This window comes from Aeromonas aquatilis (assembly GCF_054052405.1).
Map to the genome: position 1 here is coordinate 106,657 of NZ_JBSTYP010000002.1, position 19,112 is coordinate 125,768.

At 56.2% G+C, this 19,112-nt stretch carries 17 protein-coding genes; 11 read left to right on the forward strand and 6 right to left on the reverse strand.

Annotated elements, in window-relative coordinates:
• Positions 1-2 precede the first annotated feature (2 nt).
• The 9 genes from ACW5W8_RS01435 (at position 3) to ACW5W8_RS01475 (ending at position 10,558) form a co-directional block, all read left to right on the forward strand.
• Positions 3-1,772, forward strand: coding sequence for a phage tail tape measure protein (locus ACW5W8_RS01435; protein WP_498626085.1), 1,770 nt, complete (start codon positions 3-5; stop codon positions 1,770-1,772).
• The gene (locus ACW5W8_RS01440; protein ID WP_498626087.1) at positions 1,772-2,095 is read left to right on the forward strand and encodes a DUF2590 family protein; all 324 of its coding nucleotides are present in this window, start codon (positions 1,772-1,774) and stop codon (positions 2,093-2,095) included. The genes ACW5W8_RS01435 and ACW5W8_RS01440 overlap by 1 nt, the downstream gene beginning before the upstream one ends.
• Positions 2,092-3,279 (forward strand): baseplate J/gp47 family protein, encoded by a 1,188-nt coding sequence (locus tag ACW5W8_RS01445; RefSeq protein ID WP_498626089.1) that lies wholly within the window; start codon positions 2,092-2,094, stop codon positions 3,277-3,279. Before ACW5W8_RS01440 ends, ACW5W8_RS01445 begins: the two co-directional genes overlap by 4 nt.
• Positions 3,272-3,952 (forward strand): phage tail protein, encoded by a 681-nt coding sequence (locus ACW5W8_RS01450; protein WP_498626090.1) that lies wholly within the window; start codon positions 3,272-3,274, stop codon positions 3,950-3,952. Before ACW5W8_RS01445 ends, ACW5W8_RS01450 begins: the two co-directional genes overlap by 8 nt.
• Positions 3,949-6,642 (forward strand): SGNH/GDSL hydrolase family protein, encoded by a 2,694-nt coding sequence (locus ACW5W8_RS01455; protein ID WP_498626091.1) that lies wholly within the window; start codon positions 3,949-3,951, stop codon positions 6,640-6,642. The genes ACW5W8_RS01450 and ACW5W8_RS01455 overlap by 4 nt, the downstream gene beginning before the upstream one ends.
• Positions 6,643-6,847: 205 nt before the next feature.
• Positions 6,848-7,309: a hypothetical protein gene (locus ACW5W8_RS01460; protein ID WP_498626092.1), complete on the forward strand. Its 462-nt coding sequence runs from the start codon at positions 6,848-6,850 to the stop codon at positions 7,307-7,309.
• Entirely contained in the window at positions 7,306-7,869 is a 564-nt protein-coding gene (locus tag ACW5W8_RS01465; protein WP_498626093.1) for a baseplate complex protein, read from the forward strand. The genes ACW5W8_RS01460 and ACW5W8_RS01465 overlap by 4 nt, the downstream gene beginning before the upstream one ends.
• Positions 7,866-9,476 carry a hypothetical protein gene (locus tag ACW5W8_RS01470; RefSeq protein ID WP_498626094.1) on the forward strand — a complete coding sequence of 537 codons (1,611 nt, stop codon included), beginning with the start codon at positions 7,866-7,868 and terminating at the stop codon, positions 9,474-9,476. The genes ACW5W8_RS01465 and ACW5W8_RS01470 overlap by 4 nt, the downstream gene beginning before the upstream one ends.
• Positions 9,477-10,165: 689 nt before the next feature.
• A complete protein-coding gene (locus tag ACW5W8_RS01475) occupies positions 10,166-10,558 on the forward strand; it encodes a hypothetical protein (protein WP_498626095.1) in 393 nt (130 codons plus the stop codon).
• Positions 10,559-10,899: 341 nt separating this feature from the next.
• On the opposite strand, the gene ACW5W8_RS01480 is transcribed toward ACW5W8_RS01475, so the two are convergent.
• The 6 genes from ACW5W8_RS01480 to rppH all read right to left on the reverse strand — a co-directional run bounded on the left by ACW5W8_RS01480 (position 10,900) and on the right by rppH (position 17,225).
• Positions 10,900-11,307 carry a hypothetical protein gene (locus tag ACW5W8_RS01480; RefSeq protein WP_498626097.1) on the reverse strand — a complete coding sequence of 136 codons (408 nt, stop codon included), beginning with the start codon at positions 11,305-11,307 and terminating at the stop codon, positions 10,900-10,902.
• On the reverse strand, positions 11,304-12,494 hold the full coding sequence (gene nhaA / locus ACW5W8_RS01485) for a Na+/H+ antiporter NhaA (RefSeq protein ID WP_498626098.1): 1,191 nt from the start codon (positions 12,492-12,494) through the stop codon (positions 11,304-11,306). Before nhaA ends, ACW5W8_RS01480 begins: the two co-directional genes overlap by 4 nt.
• A gap of 223 nt (positions 12,495-12,717) precedes the next feature.
• The gene (thyA, locus tag ACW5W8_RS01490; protein ID WP_005340427.1) at positions 12,718-13,512 is read right to left on the reverse strand and encodes a thymidylate synthase; all 795 of its coding nucleotides are present in this window, start codon (positions 13,510-13,512) and stop codon (positions 12,718-12,720) included.
• Entirely contained in the window at positions 13,512-14,336 is an 825-nt protein-coding gene (lgt, locus tag ACW5W8_RS01495) for a prolipoprotein diacylglyceryl transferase (protein WP_197928713.1), read from the reverse strand. The genes thyA and lgt overlap by 1 nt, the downstream gene beginning before the upstream one ends.
• 67 nt (positions 14,337-14,403) lie before the next feature.
• Complete coding sequence (ptsP, locus tag ACW5W8_RS01500) at positions 14,404-16,683, reverse strand: phosphoenolpyruvate--protein phosphotransferase (protein WP_236356670.1); 2,280 nt, start codon at positions 16,681-16,683, stop codon at positions 14,404-14,406.
• A 14-nt stretch (positions 16,684-16,697) separates the two neighbouring features.
• Complete coding sequence (gene rppH / locus ACW5W8_RS01505; RefSeq protein WP_005340421.1) at positions 16,698-17,225, reverse strand: RNA pyrophosphohydrolase; 528 nt, start codon at positions 17,223-17,225, stop codon at positions 16,698-16,700.
• Between the two features lie 733 nt (positions 17,226-17,958).
• Here rppH and mutH point away from each other — a divergent pair.
• Together mutH and ACW5W8_RS01515 are read left to right on the forward strand one after the other, a co-directional pair.
• Entirely contained in the window at positions 17,959-18,633 is a 675-nt protein-coding gene (gene mutH / locus ACW5W8_RS01510; RefSeq protein WP_498626099.1) for a DNA mismatch repair endonuclease MutH, read from the forward strand.
• A gap of 80 nt (positions 18,634-18,713) precedes the next feature.
• Complete coding sequence (locus tag ACW5W8_RS01515) at positions 18,714-19,037, forward strand: isoamylase early set domain-containing protein (RefSeq protein ID WP_498626100.1); 324 nt, start codon at positions 18,714-18,716, stop codon at positions 19,035-19,037.
• Positions 19,038-19,112: the final 75 nt, after the last annotated feature.

A 19,112-nucleotide genomic window follows, 5' to 3' on the forward strand; every position in this document is an offset into this window, starting at 1 on the left:
CTATGGCCTGGATGGAAAAGTTGATGATGCAGGTGGCCTTGGTGGATCAGGTCACCAAGCCGCTGCAAGGAATCAATGCCCAAATTGACCAGGTCAGCAAGGCCGGTCGTCAGGGTTGGAGCAATATGGCGATGGGGGCCACCACGGTGGCCGCCGGTGGCATGGCGATCCAGTCAGCCCTTGGCCCGGCCATCGAGATGGACAGGGCGCTGGGGGAAGTGGCCTCGCTCGATGTGCAAAAGGATGTGCTCGGCGCACTGGGGCGCGAAGCCCTCTCACTATCAGTGAAGTACGGCGAATCTGCCGCCGAGATTGTCCGTTCCTCATACGATATCCAATCCGCGATCGCAGGGCTGGAAGGCAACGAGCTGCCCGCCTTTACCCGCGCCTCCACCACCTTGGCCAAAGCTACCAAGGCCGACACCGCCACCATCACCAACTACATGGGCACCATGTACAGCATCTTCGAGCAGCAGGCCACTGCCATGGGGAGAGCCAACTGGATAGAAGATTTGGCAGGAAAGACCGCTACCGCGGTACAGATGTTCAAAACCACCGGTAAGGGAATGGCCGATGCTTTCGAAGGGATTGGAGCATCTGCAACATTAGCTGGAGTGTCGATGGATGAGCAGTTTGCCGTGCTCGGCATGTTGCAATCAGCTATGAGCGGCGGCGAGGCAGGCACCAAGTTCAGTGCGTTTCTGGCGGGGGTGGGCGGTGCCCAGAAAACCCTCGGCATGCAGTTCACCGACTCGGCCGGCAACATGCTGCCGGTGCTAGATATTCTCGACAAACTCAAGCAGCGTTATGGCGACACCATCACCCTTGCAGAGGGCGGCGAGCTCAAAAAGGCGTTTGGCTCTGATATGGCTGTGGACATGATCAAACTGCTGATGACCAACACCAAGGCGCTGGGAGTAAATATCAACGCGCTGGCCAACACCCACGGCATGGGCAAGGCCGAACAGATGGCAGCCGCCATGACTGACCAGTGGCAACGGGTCGAACAGGCGTGGTTCGCCATCCGTGCCGCCGCGTTCGGGGTGGTGCTGCCCGCCATCAATGCCGTGGTGGGAGCCTTTGCCGATGGCGCCAACGATGTGCTGCGCTGGACGAGCCTGTTCCCGAACCTGACCAAGGTGATCAGCTATGCCGCGCTGGCCATCGTTGGCTTAAGCATGGTCACAGGCACGTGGATGCTGGTTGCCGGGGTTGCCAAGATGGCGACGCTGGGGCTGGGTATCGCTTGGTCACTGATAACAGCCCCGCTCGGCCTGCTTAACGCAGGGCTGGCAACCTTCCGAGCTATTCTGCTGGCAGTCAACATCGCCCTGGCTGTCAACCCAATCGGCCTGATCGTGGCTGGCATCGCGCTGCTGATCGGAGCGGTGGCGGCGGTCATCTACTACTGGGACGACCTGAAAAAGACGTTCTCTGACTGGGGTGTGTTCCAGTTGCTCGGCAAGTCCATCGACTGGCTGATCGACAAGCTGAACATGATCCCGGGCGTCAACATCGAAGCGGGCTCGATGCCTGATCTGAACCTGCCGAACCCTGACAACATCAATGCCCCGCTCGTTCGCTATCGCGAAGGGGGCGGCAGCATCCCATCGGGTGGGATTGGCCAGCAGCTGATCCAGGCCAACGCGGCCGCCACCAACGCCAACCAGAAACCGGCCAAAGTCCTGAGCATCGGGGAAGTGCATATGCACAACCAGAACCCGATGACCCCTGAGCAGATGGCCGAAAACGCATGGCTGGAGACCCCGTGATGAGCGACCCCAAATATATCGATATCTGGGTGGTAGACGGGGCGTGGCAGCTGGATGCCGGTGGCCAACCCCGTTACACCCAAGACCGCCACAGCATCGGTCAGGACATCAAGCACCGGATCATGGAGTCCGGGCTGGCCAGCAAGCTGATCGGCGAGCGCAGCCCAACTCTACGCGCCGATGTGATGACCGAAATCGAGCTGCTGGTCGAGAACGACACCCGGCTGATCCCCGGCACCATCGTGATCAGCGAAGAGGCCCCCGACCGCATCCTGGTCACCGCCCGCACTTATGAATTTGGCGATCTGGAGGTAACCCTGTGAACCTGCGCCCAACCGTGGATTTTATGGCCCTGCTGGCAAAAAGTGGGGTACCGACAACCGAAGAGGCCATGGAGGTCGAGCTCAAGAAGGAGGTGGAGGCCGCCGGTTCGCTCATCACCAACGACAGCGATGTGAGCCCGTTCTGGCGGCTGGTGCGCGCCGTGGTCATCACTCCGGCGCTGTGGCTGATCCGTATCCTGCTGGCGGGCCATGTGCTGCCTGCCAGCTTTGCCGCAACGGCGACCGACAGCTATCTGGATCTCAAGGCATGGGATGTGGACTTGACCCGCAAGCCAGCCCAGAAGACCAGGGGAATCGTCAGCTTCACCAAGGTGAATCCGGCAGAGGCCACCACGATCCCGGATGATGTGTGGGTCACCACTGAGCGCATCAACGGCACCATCTACCGCGTCAAGCCGGTGCAGGCGGTGGTGAGCCCTGCGGGTGAAGCGGTGGCGCGTGTCGTCTGCGAGGCCGAGTTCGCCGGGGTGGCATGGAATCTGGCCCCAGGCTATTACAACCTGCTGAGCAAGCCGATCACCGGCATCCTGTCAGCGCGAAACTCCGAGAAGGAGTGGATCACCACCCAGGGCGCCGATGCCGAGAGCAATGACGCGCTGGGCCTGCGCATCAAGAACCAGTTCTCGGCCGTGGGTCGCTATCACATCGATGCCATTTACCGCTCCATGCTGGCCAGCGTGGCGGGCATTCGCGCCGATCACATCTTCTTCGAGCACGATGCACCGCGGGGGCCGGGTACCGCCAACGCTTTCATCCTGCTGGAGGTGGGTACCACTCCCGCCAGCTTGATCGAAAAGCTCAATGACTACGTGAACAACCAGGGCAACCACGGCCACGGGGATGATCTGCAGGTGATGGCCATGCCGGAAACCGAGCACTCCCTGCACCTTGAGCTGTGGCCGGTCGAGAACTTGGCCGCTGAGCAGCGGCTGGCGCTGGTCAGCGAGGTGAAGCTGCTGATCCAGGCGGCATTCCGGCAATCAGCCGACTACCAGGCAGTGACCCGCACATGGCCGCAATCACGCTTTTCACTGAGCCAGCTGGGGCGCGAGCTCCATCAAGCATTTCCCGAGATCGAGAGCCTGCACTTCACCGAGATGGATATCGTCTCTGGTCTCGAGATCCCGCGCTTGGCCACCATCGAGGTGACGCTCAATGACTAAAGCCAACGAGCTCAATCATCAAGAACTGGCGCCAGAGCTGCCGGAGAGTAAGGCGCCGTGGTGGGAGGATGGCAAGACCATCGCTGATGGGGTAAAGGAACCCGCTTTATTGGCCAAGGGCATCATGGCGTTCTGGCGCCGGATGCGTGGCTGGCTGTTGCAGCCGTTGGCGCAACAAGACCCGCTGACCTGTTCAGAGGCCATGCTGGCGTTGCTGGCATGGGAGCGCGATATCACCCGCTTCAAGGGGGAGCCGCTCACCCTGTTCCGCAAGCGCGTCAAGTTCGCCTTTATCAACGCTCAGGACTCGGGAGAGGTAGCGGGCTTCAAGCGCATTTTTGAACGTCTTGGCATCGGTTGGTGCGAACTGTATGAGCGACAGGACGGCACCCCGTGGGACGTTATCACCATCGAGGTGGCTGATAGAGCTATGGCTAAAAACCAGCAACTGATGGAGACCCTGATCCAGCACTACGGCCGCACCTGCCGCCGTTACCGCTTCCAGGTGCTCTATCCGGCGATGGGATATCTGCATGCAGGTCGTATCGACATGGGACATCAGGTATTCGCCGCCACCCTCAATAAACCAGCCTGCAAGGGTTACCTGCGGGTCGGTCACATCCATTTCATTCAACACGTTTTTGGGGCCACCCTGCCCCGCAAGGAGTCATGATGAGCCAGGTCATTACCAACGCATTCGAACAATATTGGCAGTCTTGCCTGACCACTGAGCAGCCTGTCGTGATGGATGAGTTCATCCTGGCTGATATCCCCAATCTGGATATCACTTCCCCCATCGATCCGGAAACAGGCCTGCCGCCGCAGAGCCAGATCGTGCATCGCCAGAACGTGGACCAGCGCGGCCGCATCAACAACAACGCGGTGGCCTACACCATCGTGATGGATACCACGGTCGGCGACTTCTCGTTCAACGCCATGTACCTGCGCAACAAGCAGAACGGGGTGATCGGGATGATTGTCTACAAAGGGCGCGAGACCAAGCTCAAGACCGACCAGACTACCGGCCAGACCGGTAACTCCCTGGTCAAGTCGATGCTGATGGGTTACGACCAGGCCGCTGAGGCCACCATCACCAATGTGGATGCAGGCACTTGGCAGATTGACTATGCCGCCCGCCTGCGCGGGATGGATGAAGATATCCGCCAGCTGCAGGCCGATCTCTATGGCCATCACACCTTTATCGGTGACGGCTTCAAGGTGGTCGAGAAGGATGGCGCCTATCAGGTCACCAAGGGCGTGGCCATCGTCGGCGGCCTGCGGGTCGAACTGAAGGCGCCGGAGGTCATCCACCCTGGCACCAAGCCAATCGGCGTCTGGGTCGATGCGTATCGAGCCGGTTCGCTGCTATCAGAACACCAGAACCACTTCACCATCATCACCAGCGTGGCGGATCTGACAGACCATGTAGACAGCAACGGATATCAGCATTATGTGGCAAAGCTGGGATCCATACTGGCTGACAGCACCATCGAGGATGTCAGAGGGGATAGTGCAGGCGGTAGCTCAGGAGCTATACAAGACACTTTTGCTCTGTGGATACGCTCAATGGCGGAGGCGGGATTAGACCTGATAGGAAAGTTTGGATCTGAACACGTTATCGAGAATAAGAAGCAGGTATTACTAGATGAAAAAAAAGGAGAGGTGTACTCATGGGGTGGCCAGTTACCGAAATTTGTTGATAAAGATGAACTGCCTGAAAATAAATCTGATTGGCAGCAAAAAAATCTTGAAACTCTAAGGGGCCAGCTATCTAAAGATAATGGGGTGGATTTAGTTGGCGGCGCGGCAAAACATGTAGATGTTGAATATTTAAAAACACAAGATTACATCATGTTTGATGATTGCTCTGTGCTGAAAGGAATGATTAATGATGGAATTAAGATCAAGGGTGAAATGCATGGAGACTCTACCTTTGCAGGCTCTGTGAGTGGTAACGCATCAGAAATTGAAAAGGAGAACCCAGCTGTTGTGTTGAGGTCTACTCTATATGCCGTATATGGAGAAAACGCTCCTGAAATTGTTGACAAGACAATGCCTGGACGAAGCCTTAAATCTATGATTTATGGGTTGGATGGTTACCGTGAAACATTTGATGATGTAATGAAAAAATCAGATTCAAAAATAGTATACTGTAACCACGCACAAAATGACTGCAATTCGTTTGGATCAGACACGGCGGAATTTACAGAAAATTTGAAATTATTTGTTAATACTTGCAGGAAATATGGAAAGGTTCCTGTATTGGTTACGCCAAACACTACTTTTGTATCTGGTGGGATTACTGAGAAGGCAAATGTTAGATTGCCTTCATTTGTCGATGCAATTAGAAGTGTTGCTAAAACAATGAAGGTAGATTTAGTTGATAACTATTATTTTTTTAAGAAGACGCTGAGAAGTGTAAAGGCAAGTGATCTAACTCCTGACGGTGTTCACCCTAGCAAGAAAGGGTATGCAATGGTCGGGCGTAATTTGGCAATGCCATTATTGTCTTATGGATCTCTGCGTGATGATTTTGACGGGTTTGGGATTTCTAACGTTAACTACAGTGACACATTTAGCAATGAGCGTTTTTTGCAGGTGTCTGATAGTAGATATGGTAATACCATAATATGCCGTTCTGATGATTCAGATCAAAAAATAAATATACCTGTTGTTTTGGATAACCCAACTGATCGGACTGTAATCGGAATTAATTGTCTTAGTTGGATTGATGGCGGCTTTGTCATGGCAACGCACGACAATTCAATACAGTCTGAAGAATTTAGCGGGATGATGGATCAGAGTAATGGTATTGCTGTTGATTACAGGTCTGTTATTTCTCCAGATGTTTGCAATTTGTATGCTGGTCTGCATTTAGTTGGTATTTACACTAGTATGGGGTTAGTTAGTGACACGGGTAAAATGTCATTTTCTGGTGTTACTCTGTTGCCTAGGAATGTGAGTTGTGTCGGTGAAAGCTTTCCACCGGCGCGGAGAGGTAGAGATTTTAAGCGTTCGATAATGGCAGGTGACACTATTGAATTTAGGTGTAACGTGTTAGCTGATGACATGTGTTTTTTGGAAATTGCACCTGTTGTTGGGTCTACATCACCATGGCTTTCAATTAAGAAAATTGGTGGCAATGTGATAGTGGATTTGTGGGGTGGTCAGACTACAGTTTTAAATGAAATTTCGATCGGCATGCATAACTTTACTGTTAAAGTGAATCATGATAGATCGATTTCAATAAAAATAGATAATTTGGTTGATGTAACAACATCGAAGGTATTAACTGGTCATCCCCTATCATTCATTTTGGGTGAAAATTTAAGCAATGAGATTTCTTATTTTGTATCTCGGTGAGTAAAAGGCCAGACAAGTTAACATGCGTAATTATTCTTGTTTTTTTTGTTCATATGAAGGTAGTGGTATTTTTTCCTCATATGAGGCAATAAAGCGCATCGCCGAAAAACTTCAGGATGGGGCTGATCACCATCTTCCTGCTGGCCAGCTCCATGCAGTGGCGTGGCTGGTAACCGCAAACAGCGAGCTGGAGCTGGCTGCAAAGTTGGCTGAGGTATGCGCTGTGATGCCGCTGCCGGAGTGGTGTGCCACCATGCGCCGCATCACTGCCGAGAACGACATGATGGCCCAGCCGGTAGCGGCCATGGTGCCGCGCTGGAAGGCGGGCGACCCGCTGATCTGGGATCCGCTGCGACGTCACCTGCTGGTCTCTTCCGCTCGCTCGGCATTGCAGCAGAGCGAGGACAATTCGCCATCACCGGACACCACCCGCGCCAAGCTGGCCGCGCTGACCAGCAAACGAGCCGCCCGCATCGAAGAACTGGACGCCGAGCTGGCCACCAAGCCGAGCTTGGCCGGCAAGATGTGGAGCTGGCACGGCTATGGCGATCCGGCGAGCCTTGCAGCCCAGTTGAAGGGAAGCGATCACCCTGACCACAGCTACGCCGTTGGCGCCTTGCTGCTCTCCCCTGAGCCGCTCACCTACTGGCAGGAGTTAACCAAATGAGCCGGACAGCCATGCTCACCCTGGACGGTGAGCCAATTGTGATGAAGTCGATGCGGATCTCTGCATCGATGCAGTTTCAGGACAAGGACAACAGCGGCCAAACCAGCTCGACCAGCAGCTCGGAGCAGGGGGAGAAGGCCAAGGAGCTCGATGTGTCTGGTTTGGTGCCGTTCAACGATGAGCAGACCCTGAACAGGCTGTTTGAGCTTGCCGCAGCCAAGCAAGACGGCGGGCAGCGCCATATCTACCGGGTCGGCTCGCTGCTGGCCAAGGGGGTGAAAGTGCGCCAGGCCAAGTTCGCGGGGCGCATCACCGCCAACGAGCAGGAGGGGCTGCTGGCGTGGCAGGTGCAATTCACCTTGCGCGAGCATAACTCGGTACCGGAGAAGCTAGAGCAGCGCCAGCCAAAGCCAAAAGTGACTGTAGGGCAGGGAGCTGAGAACGCATCGACAGCCAATACAGCCAGCCCAACAGCAGCCACTACAGAGCAAGAGCAGTTGAGCTCATGGGAAAGGATGGTCAAGTGGCTGGATGACAAGCTGGGAGATGTAATGGCGTGAAACTTGCGACCAATATGACGGTAGGTGGCGAGCAGCGTCACCTGGTAGACCATGACATGGTGCTGGACTTGTCAGCCGGTGGCCGCGCCTCGATGACCATTGAAGGGGCAGCGAGCAAGGGGCAGGTGATGACCGTGGACATTGGCTATAACAGCCAGTTGCGCCGCTGGTTCACCGGCTATGTCTATGATGTGCAACCAGCCGCCAACGGCGCCAGCAAACTGATGTGCCGTGAACTGGCGGGGGTACTGGGTAGCCGGTTCCCTATCAGCATCCAGCACCCAACCCTGCGCAGCGTGCTGGCGTGGTTGTCTGAACAAACCAGCCTCACCTTCCTGCTACCTGATGGGGTGGACTACACCGACACCAAGATCCCCAACTTCACCAGCGCGGGCACCGGTTATCAGTTGCTGAACAACGCGGGCCGCGCATTCTCGGTACCGGATTTCATCTGGCATCAACAGCCGGATGGCTCAATCTTCGTGGGCAGTCATGCCCATAGCCGTTGGGCGGGTCGGCCGGTCGAGATTGATCCGGCTTTCTCTGCCCGTCAGGCTGGCAACACCATCACCACAGCACCGATCCCGGCCATGCGCCCGGGGGCCATCGTCAACGGTCAGCGGGTGGTGCGGGTGCGCCTCAAGGGTGATGAGATGACGCTCACCACCGCAACCCCGGATAAACCGGTCAAGTCGCCAGAGCGCCGCAAGATGGAGGGGGAGTTCCCCGAGCTGGCCGACAAGATGCACCTGCCAAAGTTCGGGCGAGTCGAGGCAATCAGCGACAGGGCAGTCCTTGGCCAGCTCAATGATCCATTCCGCCCGCGCTATGCGGTGGATGTGCAACTGCTGGGCGAGGATGGCAAGCCGGATGAACAGACGCCGCTCTATCGCGCCGTACCGCTGCCGGTGATGTTCGGCGGGCCTGAGCAGGGGCTGCTGCAGTTCCCGGTCGAGGGGTCGCTGGTAGAACTGGGGTTCGCCTTCGGTAGGGCCGATCGCCCCTTCATTCGAACCATCCTGGGCACTGGCTGGCCGCTGCCAGATATCGAGCCGGGCGAGCAGCTGCAACAGCAACGGGCCGAGGTGTTCAGCCGTACCGATACCGTGGGCAACCAAACCCGCCACACTGACCGCAGCCAGCACGACAAGGCACTGCGGATGATCCGCGAGGCCGACGAGTACCTGGGCGAGTTCGGCCAGCACCAGCTGAACGTCTTGGCCAACAGCGTGGAAGTAGTCGGGGCTATGAAGCGCATCGAGGCGCTCGGGGATATCGAGCTGCTGACGGCCGAGGATATGATCCTGGGCAGCGCTGGCAACATGAGCACCACCACAGGCGGCAATCTGGAAGAGGATATCACGCTGGTTCGTAAGGCTCTGGCCGGTGAGCTACAGCACTTCGAGGCGCCACGTTCGTGGATGGGTACCGAGGGAATCAACATCTTCCGCCTGCTCAACCAGCTGATGAACGTAGTGGAGCAGCTGGCCGCCACCGCCGCGAGCCACAACCACGGTGGGCCAGGGCCAACCAATGCCGAGGCTTTCACTGGCCACAGCAAGCAGGCAGGAGTGCTGGCCACCACCCTCTCACCCATCATCGAATAACCCACCGAGCCAAGCGAAGAAGGCCCCGCATCTGCGGGGCCTTCTTCTATCTGCCTGACAGCGCCTGAGCATGGCCAGGGAAGGGCGCCGCATGTTAGGGGCGCCATCAGGCAGGAGCACATCATACGTGAAGCACAGGGCCGCTTGTGGGTTCCAAAATTGAAATGGACTGAACAGGCATCATTTGTACTGACGCATACGAGATCGGCTTGATATTTACAAGATTCCATTTACTTTCAATCACTTAATTTCATGGTACCTATGCGTTTTCATTAGCGCCGAGCCAAACCAGTAACGCACAGTGTTGTCAGGTCACAGTTACTACCAATCAACAAGATCACGTTAATTATCAATATATTACCTAGCATTTTCTGATTTTAATTAGTATGAGTACCCGTACTCATACTAACGGCAGTCTCGTGCCGTGTTTCGACAGCTTGAACGCCATCTAAGTTGTGTTATATTCACTGGGAACCTATAGCAGCCGGACACCAAAGCGGGCCGGATCGGTTTGAACAGGATGTGGACTTGAGCCTGTCAAACTTAAACAGAGGGAGGTTGAGGAGGTATCCTCGCGGCGGTCAGACCCTAGTCCACCGACCAATGCAAAAATCCAGCAAGGCCAGCTTTCGAGCTGGCCTTGTTCGTTGTGAAATTCCACGATTATTCACAACTGGAACAGAGCAGCTTTGGAATCCACACCGCTCACAGCCGCCAGCGCGTGGCAGAGAAGCCCACGGCGGCGTCTGCGTCACGGAATCCGCGCTCTTCCGCTCCCGCCTGCGCGCCGCATCAATAAAATTTTTTGCAAAAGTGGATTACCGCAAAACCATATGCCCAGACCGCGCCAGATAAAGGATCTGGGGCGCGTTGAGGATCTGCAAAGAAGGATCTTTTTTTCACTGTTTTTCAGTTATCGCCACCAGATTTACGCAGGTGTAAAAATGCAAGTTGTTGATTTTGCTGGGGTGTACGTGTTTTCCGTGGGGATTGGGACGATCTTGAACGATCGCAGCGCGGCGGCGGCATTGGTGTTTAGCCATTTGTTATCAATGGCTTGCACTTGTTTTGGGGTGATCTGAGAACTGCAATTTTGCAGCGAGGGGAGCCAGCCTGCGGCGGGAGTGAACGCGCTCACGGAAAACGTGTTTTTTATAAATTGTGTCCGGTCACGCTTGCCGGAGTGGCTATCGATGTGGACACACCAGGACACCGATCACCAGAATCGCTGTCGCCATCAAGGGGGAGAAGGTAAGCCTATTTCCCAGACGCCGGGAGGGTGATCGACAGATATCGAGTGAGAAACAAAGTGGCGGCAGAGCCAAAACCCTGCCGCCACTTTGCCGCCACAAACCAAAGCAACAACCACAAACCATTGAATTTAAACAACAATAAATCAATGAAACACTAGAGATGGTTGTAGTTAAGGTGTGACATCCGATGGGGTTCCCGCTGTGCGCGGACTCCGGTAGCAGCTGAGTTCAACCGCCAGAATGTCATACATGTCGCTGACCGAGTCAACCTTGTTCGCGCCAAACTGCTCCATCAGGCTGGCCTTGAGGCGGGCCTTGTCCGGCATCCGGTCAGCGCAATAACGCTTGTTGGAGTGTTTGACCCGTTCGCCAGCCCGGCTGCTCAGCGCCCGCTCGGAGAAAGTCTCGCCGAAGCGAGCCTTGGCCTGCTTGTCCCCCAGCAGCAGGGCGCTGTCTACCACTCCATTCAAATAGGCAGAGCAGTTCGCCGAGGCGGCATCCTGCCGACACTCTTCAAAACCGCCAGCCCACACCACAGGGCTAGCCAATATGGTCAGTAACCACAGTTGCTTTCTCATAACCCCTCCGCATTCTGGTCCCCATCTTTATTGGGAAGTGCCAATCGCAAAGCCAGATAACCCACTACAGCTGCCAGGGTGGACCCAACCAGGATGCCGAGGCGAGAGTAGCTGCCGTAGTCCAACCCGCCATGCTCGAAGGCGAGCGATGCAATAAACATCGACATGGTAAACCCGATACCGCAGAGAATGCTGACCGCAAAAATCTGCTTGAAGTTAACGCCGGGCGGCAACTGGGCGATGCCCAGCTTGACCGACAGCCAGCTGATGGTGAACACCCCGAGCGGCTTGCCGATAAACAGCCCCAGCATGATCCCCAGCGGCACCGGGCTAAGCAGGGAGGAGAGACCAATCCCCTCCAGCGATACCCCGGCGTTGGCAAAGGCAAACAGCGGCAGGATCAGGTAAGCGCTCCAGGGATGCAGTGAGTGCTCCAGATGCTTGAGCGGAGACTCATAGCGCACGCCTTTTATCGGGATCATGAAGCCCACCACCACACCGGCCAAGGTTGCGTGAACACCTGATTTGAGCACCGCAACCCAGAGCACCAAACCGACCAGCATATAGAGGCTGATCCTGTCCTCACCACGACGATTCATCCAAAGCAGAGTGAGGGTTGCCAGCATACCGATGGCCAGCGCCTCCAGCGACAGCTGCTGGGTATAGAACAGGGCGATAATGATGATGACCCCCAGGTCATCCATGATCGCCAGCGCCAGCAAGAAGACCTTGAGGCTCACCGGCACCCGCTTGCCAAGCAGCGCCATCACCCCGAGGGCAAAGGCGATATCGGTCGCAGCCGGGATCGCCCAACCCGCGCGGGCCACTTCATCCGAGTAGTTGAAGAAGACATAAATCAGTGCTGGAGCCAGCATGCCGCCAACCGCGGCAATAGCCGGGAAGGTCGCCTGAACCCGGGTCGAGAGCGCCCCTTCCAGCATTTCACGCTTCACTTCCAGACCAACCAGCAGGAAGAAGATCGCCATAAAGCCGTCATTGATCCAGAGCAGCAGCGGCTTGTTGATGTCGAGGGCCGCGATGCGCACCTGCACCGGCGTGTCGAGAAACGCCTGATACCCGCCAGCCAGCGCGGTATTGGCTAAAATCATTGCCAGCATGGCCGCCAGGATCAGAATTATTCCGGAGGCGGCCTCCAGCTTCAGGAACTTTTTGATTACGTCACTCATGGTTAAATTTTCCACCGTATTGCTTTGGTTTGAGTCTATCTCCTGCAACAACCAATAGAAAATCGTTTCTTGCTGCTCAATACAACGAAAAAACCGAAGGAAAAATAGAACATATCTGCTATAAGCAGGTTTTTCCTCGTCTCTGCCTACCGTCTTATTAATCAATAAAATGAATTTTCAATTATTTAACTGCATAAAAAAGGCGCCCTGAGGCGCCTTGCTATCAGATGGCGACGGGCGCCTTGATACCGGGATGGGGGTCATAACCCTCGATCTCGAAATCCTCGAACTTGTAGTCGAAGATGGAGTCAGGTTTGCGCTTGATCACCAGGGTCGGCAGCGGGCGCGGCTCGCGGGAGAGCTGCAGGGCTGTCTGCTCCATGTGGTTGGAGTAGAGGTGCACATCACCGCCGGTCCAGACGAAGTCACCCACTTCCAGATTGCACTGCTGGGCCATCATGTGGGTCAGCAGGGCGTAGCTGGCGATGTTGAACGGCAGTCCGAGGAAGACATCACAGCTGCGCTGGTAGAGCTGGCAGGAGAGCTTGCCGTCCGCCACATAGAACTGGAAGAAGGCGTGGCAGGGAGCCAGCGCCATCTTGTCCAGTTCACCCACGTTCCAGGCAGATACGATGATACGGCGCGAATCTGGGTTGTGCTTGATGTCATCCACCGCCTTCTGGATCTGGTCGATGACAGACCCGTCAGCCGCAGGCCAGGAGCGCCACTGGGCACCGTAAACCGGCCCCAAATCGCCATTCTCGTCGGCCCACTCATCCCAGATGCTGACGCCATTTTCCTTCAGATAGGCGGTATTGGTATCGCCATTGAGGAACCAGAGCAGCTCGTGAATGATGGAGCGCAGGTGGCACTTCTTGGTGGTGACCAGCGGGAAACCTTCCGCCAGATTGAAGCGCATCTGATGGCCGAACAGGGAGACAGTACCGGTGCCGGTACGGTCTGACTTGACGGTGCCCTCATCGAGGATTTTCTGCATCAGGTCGAGATAAGCTCGCATTATTTCGCCTCCTTCATGGCATTACCGAACAACTGCGGACGCTTGTAGGCAACCCAGATCATCAGCGCACCGGCGATAATCATCGGTGTGGAGAGGATCTGGCCCATGCTGATCTCCTGGAAGTAGAGACCGAGCTGACTGTCCGGCTGGCGTACAAACTCCACCAGGAAGCGGAACAGACCGTAGAACAGCAGGAACATGCCGGAGATGGCGCCACGCGGCGGATTCTTGCGCCAGAACAGGTTGAGGATGATGAACAGCACCACCCCTTCCAGCGCGAACTGGTAAAGCTGGGAGGGATGACGCGGCTCGGGACCCGCCTCCGGGAAGATGATCGCCCAGGGCACATCGGTGATCCGCCCCCACAACTCACCGTTGAGGAAGTTACCGATCCGGCCAACGCCGAGACCAAACGGAATGAGCGGTGCCACAAAGTCGGCCACGGTGAAGAAGTGGCGCTTGGTTTTGTGGGCAAACCAGATCATCGCGGTGATCACCCCGATCAGACCACCGTGGAACGACATACCGCCGGTCCAGATCTTGAACAGGTAGGTGGGATCCGCAAGGAAGAGATCGAAGTTGTAGAACAGCACGTAACCGACACGGCCACCGAGGATCACCCCGAGGAAACCGTAGAACAGCAGATCCGACACCTCATTGCGGGTCCAGCCGCTGTTCGGCGCATCGGCGCGACGACCGGCAAGCCACATGGCAAACGCGAAACCGAACAGGTACATGAGACCATACCAGCGTACCGATAGTGGTCCCAAACTGAATGCTACGGGATCAATCTGCGAGAAAACCCAATATCCATCGTGCTGCATATGCGGCCCCAGTCAAAATAAAAGCCGCATTTTCCGATCATTCGTCAGCAGGGACAAGGCATGATTATCAATCACTCTGTTTCGATTTATGACCGGCTCGCAGCAAACCGCCCAAACCATGCTCCTCCAGATAGCGGGCAAACAGGCCGCGCAGCACGTGGGGATTGTCATGTTTGAGGCCATCAGCCATCAGTTCGGTCAACTCGCTCAGGGTGGATTGACGCAGCACGTACTTGATCCGGGCGATGTTGTGGGTGTTCATACTGAAGCGGCGATAGCCCATGGCAAGCAGCAGCAATACACCAACCGGATCACCGGCCAGCTCGCCACAGACCGACACCGGCTTCTGGTAGCGATGGGAGGCATCAACCAGCTGTTGCAAGGCGCGGATCACCGCTGGATGGAAGGCATCGTAGATGTTGGCAACCCGGGAGTTGTTGCGATCCACCGCCAGCAGGTACTGGGTCAGGTCGTTACTGCCCACCGACCAGAAGTCGATGAGCGGCGCCATCTCCGGCAAGATAAAGAGGGCTGAGGGCACCTCGATCATCACCCCAAGGCTGGGGTAGCGGATCACCGCATCGCGGCTTGCCGCCTCTTCCGACACCTCTCGCCACGCCTGATCCAGCAGACGACGGGAGGCTTTGATTTCGCTGACGCTGCTGATCATCGGCAGCATGATGGCCAGATTGTCCAGCCCTTCGCTGGCCCTCAGCATCGCCTTGAGCTGTACCAGAAACAGCTCCGGGTGATCCAGGGTGATCCGGATCCCCCGCCAGCCAAGGAAGGGGTTCTCCTCGACGATGGGGAAATAGGGTAACGGCTTGTCGCCGCCCACATCCAGCGTCCGCATGCAGACCGGCCTGTTGCGGTAGGTCTCCAGAATGCCGCGATAGCGGGCAGTCTGCTCCCACTCGGAGGGGAAGCTCTCCTGCAGCATAAAGGGGATCTCGGTGCGATAGAGGCCCACCCCGTCCGCCAGCTGATTAAGCGAGATTTCGGTATCGGCACTAAGACCGGCGTTCAGCAGCAGGGAGACCTTGGTGCCATCGGCCGTCTCGGATGGCAGGTTGTCGACGCTGCGCACCAGGGTATCGAGCGCCCGCTCTTCATTGAGCAGCTGACGATACTCGGTCAGGATCACCTGATTGGGCTCGATAAAGAGATCACCGCTGTAGCCATCGACGACCAGCATGCGACCGCCGATGTCGCCAAGGGGCAGATCCACCCCCATGATGGCGGCCACCCCCATGGCACGGGCCAGAATGGCCGCGTGGGAGTTGGTCCCCCCCTTGAGCGAGACCACCCCGGTCAGATACTCGCGGGGCACTTCCGCCAGAATGGTGGCGGTCACTTCATCGGCAACCAGCACCACCGGCTCGCCGATGGAGATATGTTCAGGTTCATTCTGCACCAGCCGGCTGATCAGCCGCTGGGCAATATCCTTCACGTCGGTGGAGCGCTCCTGCAGGTAGGGATCCTTCATCCCCTTGAACTGCTCGATCAAGCGATCGCTGATGAGCTTGACTGCAGAGACCGCAGTCCAGTGCTCCTTGCTCACCTTGTTGCGAATAGGCTTGATGTAGCCGGGATCGTTCAGCAGATGGAGGTAGATATCGAAGATCGCCACCGAATCCTGGCTGTAGCTCTCGCGAAAACGCAGCGCCAGACTCTCCAAGTCGTGCCGCACTTCCTCAACCGCCAGCTCCAGCCGCGCCAGCTGGCTGGCATGGTCTTCATCCTTGCGCGGGGTAATGGACGAGAGCGCCTTGCGGGGCCGCCACACCCAGGCCTTGGCCATGGCGATGCCGCTGGCACCGGCAATACCGCGCAACGGCTTGCTCCAGTCGGTCTTCTGCAACCACCCCTTGGCTTGCGCCTGGGCGATCCGCGCCGCCAGCTGGGCCGCCAGGGTGACCATGAAGGACTCTTCCCCCTCATCGAAGCGGCGACTCTCCTTCTGCTGCACCACCAGAATGCCGACCACCTGACGCTGGTGCATGATGGGGGCGCCCAGGAAGGAGCGGAACGCCTCTTCGGCGACATCGGGCAGGAATTTGAAACTGGGGTGCGCGGGGGCATCAGCCAGGTTGATCAGCTCTTCCCGCTGACCCACCAGACCGACGATGCCCTGCTCGTAGGGCAGAGTCACCTTGCCGACTGCGGACGGGGCCAAGCCGTCGGTAGCCGCCAAGCGATAGCGGCGCACCTCGGGTTCCGAGACATAGACGGAGCAGCAGTCCACTGCCATGGCGTGCCGGGTCTGGCTCACCAATGCTTGCAAGGCCTGCTCGAGGGTGTTGGCCTCGGCCATGCTCTCGACGATACGTCTCAGTTCCGTTAACAACTAATCTGTGCTCCTTAACGGGCGCGATTGCGTCGCCCATCCTTCTTGTTGACCTGCACTGCCGGCACTGGCATCGCCAGCGGGGCAAACTCTTTCATGACCCGGCGATAAACCTCCCGCTTGAACGAGACGACCTGACGCACCGGGTACCAGAAGCTGACCCAACGCCAGTCATCAAATTCGGGATGGCCATGACAGCCGAACTGGATCCGCGACTCCTTGCCCGAATTCAGCTGTAACAGGAACCATTTTTGTTTTTGGCCAATACAGACCGGTGAACTGTCCCAGCGGACAAGACGTTTGGGTAAACGGTACTTTAGCCAGTTACGACTGGTGGCCATGATGGTCACATCTTCGGGCTTGAGGCCAATCTCCTCATACAGCTCTCGATACATGGCCTGCTCTGGCGTTTCACCATCATCAACTCCCCCCTGCGGAAACTGCCAGGAGTGCTGCCCATAGCGTTTAGCCCACAACACTTGTCCTTCACGGTTACAGATCACGATACCGACATTGGGACGAAATCCGTCGCCATCAATCACGTGATCACCTTATAAAGGCTGAATCTATAAGGAGATTGTTCCACATTCACTCCGTGGCAGCAAACAAGGAGTGAATCCCCTGTTTCATGAATAACTTTCAATTTCAAACATACTTATAAACAAATCCAAGGATCCGCGCCCCCAAGTTGCCCACCCAGGCTGTGCATAAAGCTGTTAGCAAGCGGGTATATACAGTACTTTTTAACTGTACGCGAAAAGTGCCTCTCCGTATCACCACGCGACATAAAATATAAAAAATCATTATTTTTCATGATTTTGAGATAGAACAACTGGATCTAGATCCATGTTCCACCAAGAGTCAGATCCATGATCCGGATTGTGAACAAGTTCAACTGCTCAAAGATCCACCTCGGCGAAATTATCCACAGGAGTGGCACAATATCTACCCCGTTTACCCTGTAAAAATGGGGTGGCATTCACAATTTTTTGTAACATATCAGCGACTCCACCCACTTTCATCCACTTATCCAAGATTTCTGTGGATAACTGTGTGTAACATCATGCACAAACCCTTGGACAACTATTTCGAGGTCAAACCAGACCTGGAACAATACTCGATAAGATAGACAAAACCTTTTAAAATCATAACGATGAGCTGATAGCTCCCAAATTCTCTGCATTTGATCTTACCCACTCAGGATCGGTTATAAAAACAGCGATCCTTCTCGGGATCCTCCCCTGTTAGAATATGGCGAGCAAGATGGAGCCAACTATGCCAAGCAATCCCCAATCCGAGCAGGAGTTATTAAGCCGCGCCTATGCCATGGCCGGCTTCACGCTGGCGCAGCTGGCCGCCGAGCCTGGTGTCGCAGTGCCCAAAGACCTGCGCCGTGACAAGGGGTGGGTCGGTCAGTTGATCGAGCTGCAACTGGGTGCCAGCGCAGGGAGCAAGCCGGAGCAGGACTTCCCGGAGCTGGGGATCGAACTCAAGACGATCCCCGTGGATCCTCAAGGCAAACCGCTGGAGACCACCTTCGTCTGCGTCGCCCCGCTGATCGGCGTCAGCGGCCAGCGCTGGGAGGAGTCCAACGTGCGCAACAAGCTCTCCCGGGTGCTCTGGATCCCGGTGGAAGGCAGTCGCGAGATCCCGGTTGGCGAGCGGCGGGTCGGCATGCCGCTGATGTGGAGCCCGAATGAAGAGGAAGATCGACTACTGCGTCAGGACTGGGAGGAGCTGATGGACATGATAGTGCTGGGAGAAGTGGAGCAGATCAGCGCCCGCCACGGCCAGGTGATGCAACTGCGGCCCAAGGCGGCCAACAACAAGGCGCTGACTCGCGCCATCGGCCGCGATGGGCAACCCATCATGACCCTGCCGCGCGGCTTCTATCTCAAGATCGACTTTACCCACAGTTTGCTGCAACACTATTTTGCCTTGCCGACTTGATCTGCCTTATCAACATCTTTGTCATATGGTGGTATAAAAATAGACAGGAGCCATTTTTAACTCACAGACAAGGAGGCGTCATGCCACTGATCAAACAGTTTTTGAAGTCCAAGCCCGAGGTCAAGGTGACCTTTGCAGTAGAGAAAGAGGCGGCTGCAGGGGCGGAACAGGTGATGCTGATTGGCGAGTTCACCCAGTGGCAACCGGTCGAGCTGAAACGCATGAAGAGCGGCGAGTTCAAAGCCACCCTCAATCTGCCGACCGACGGCCCGGGGTACTTCGAATATTGCTACCAGCTCATCACCCCGGCAGGGGATACCCTCTACGAGAATGACTGGGCAGCGGATGACTATGTGCCTGGCCCTTTCGGGCGTGACAACTCGGTGGTACGGGTCATCCAGTAACGGCAACCAGAGAGCCAATAGACGGATACAAAAAAGGCTCGCCATTGGCGAGCCTTTTCACTACCTGTCGAGCTA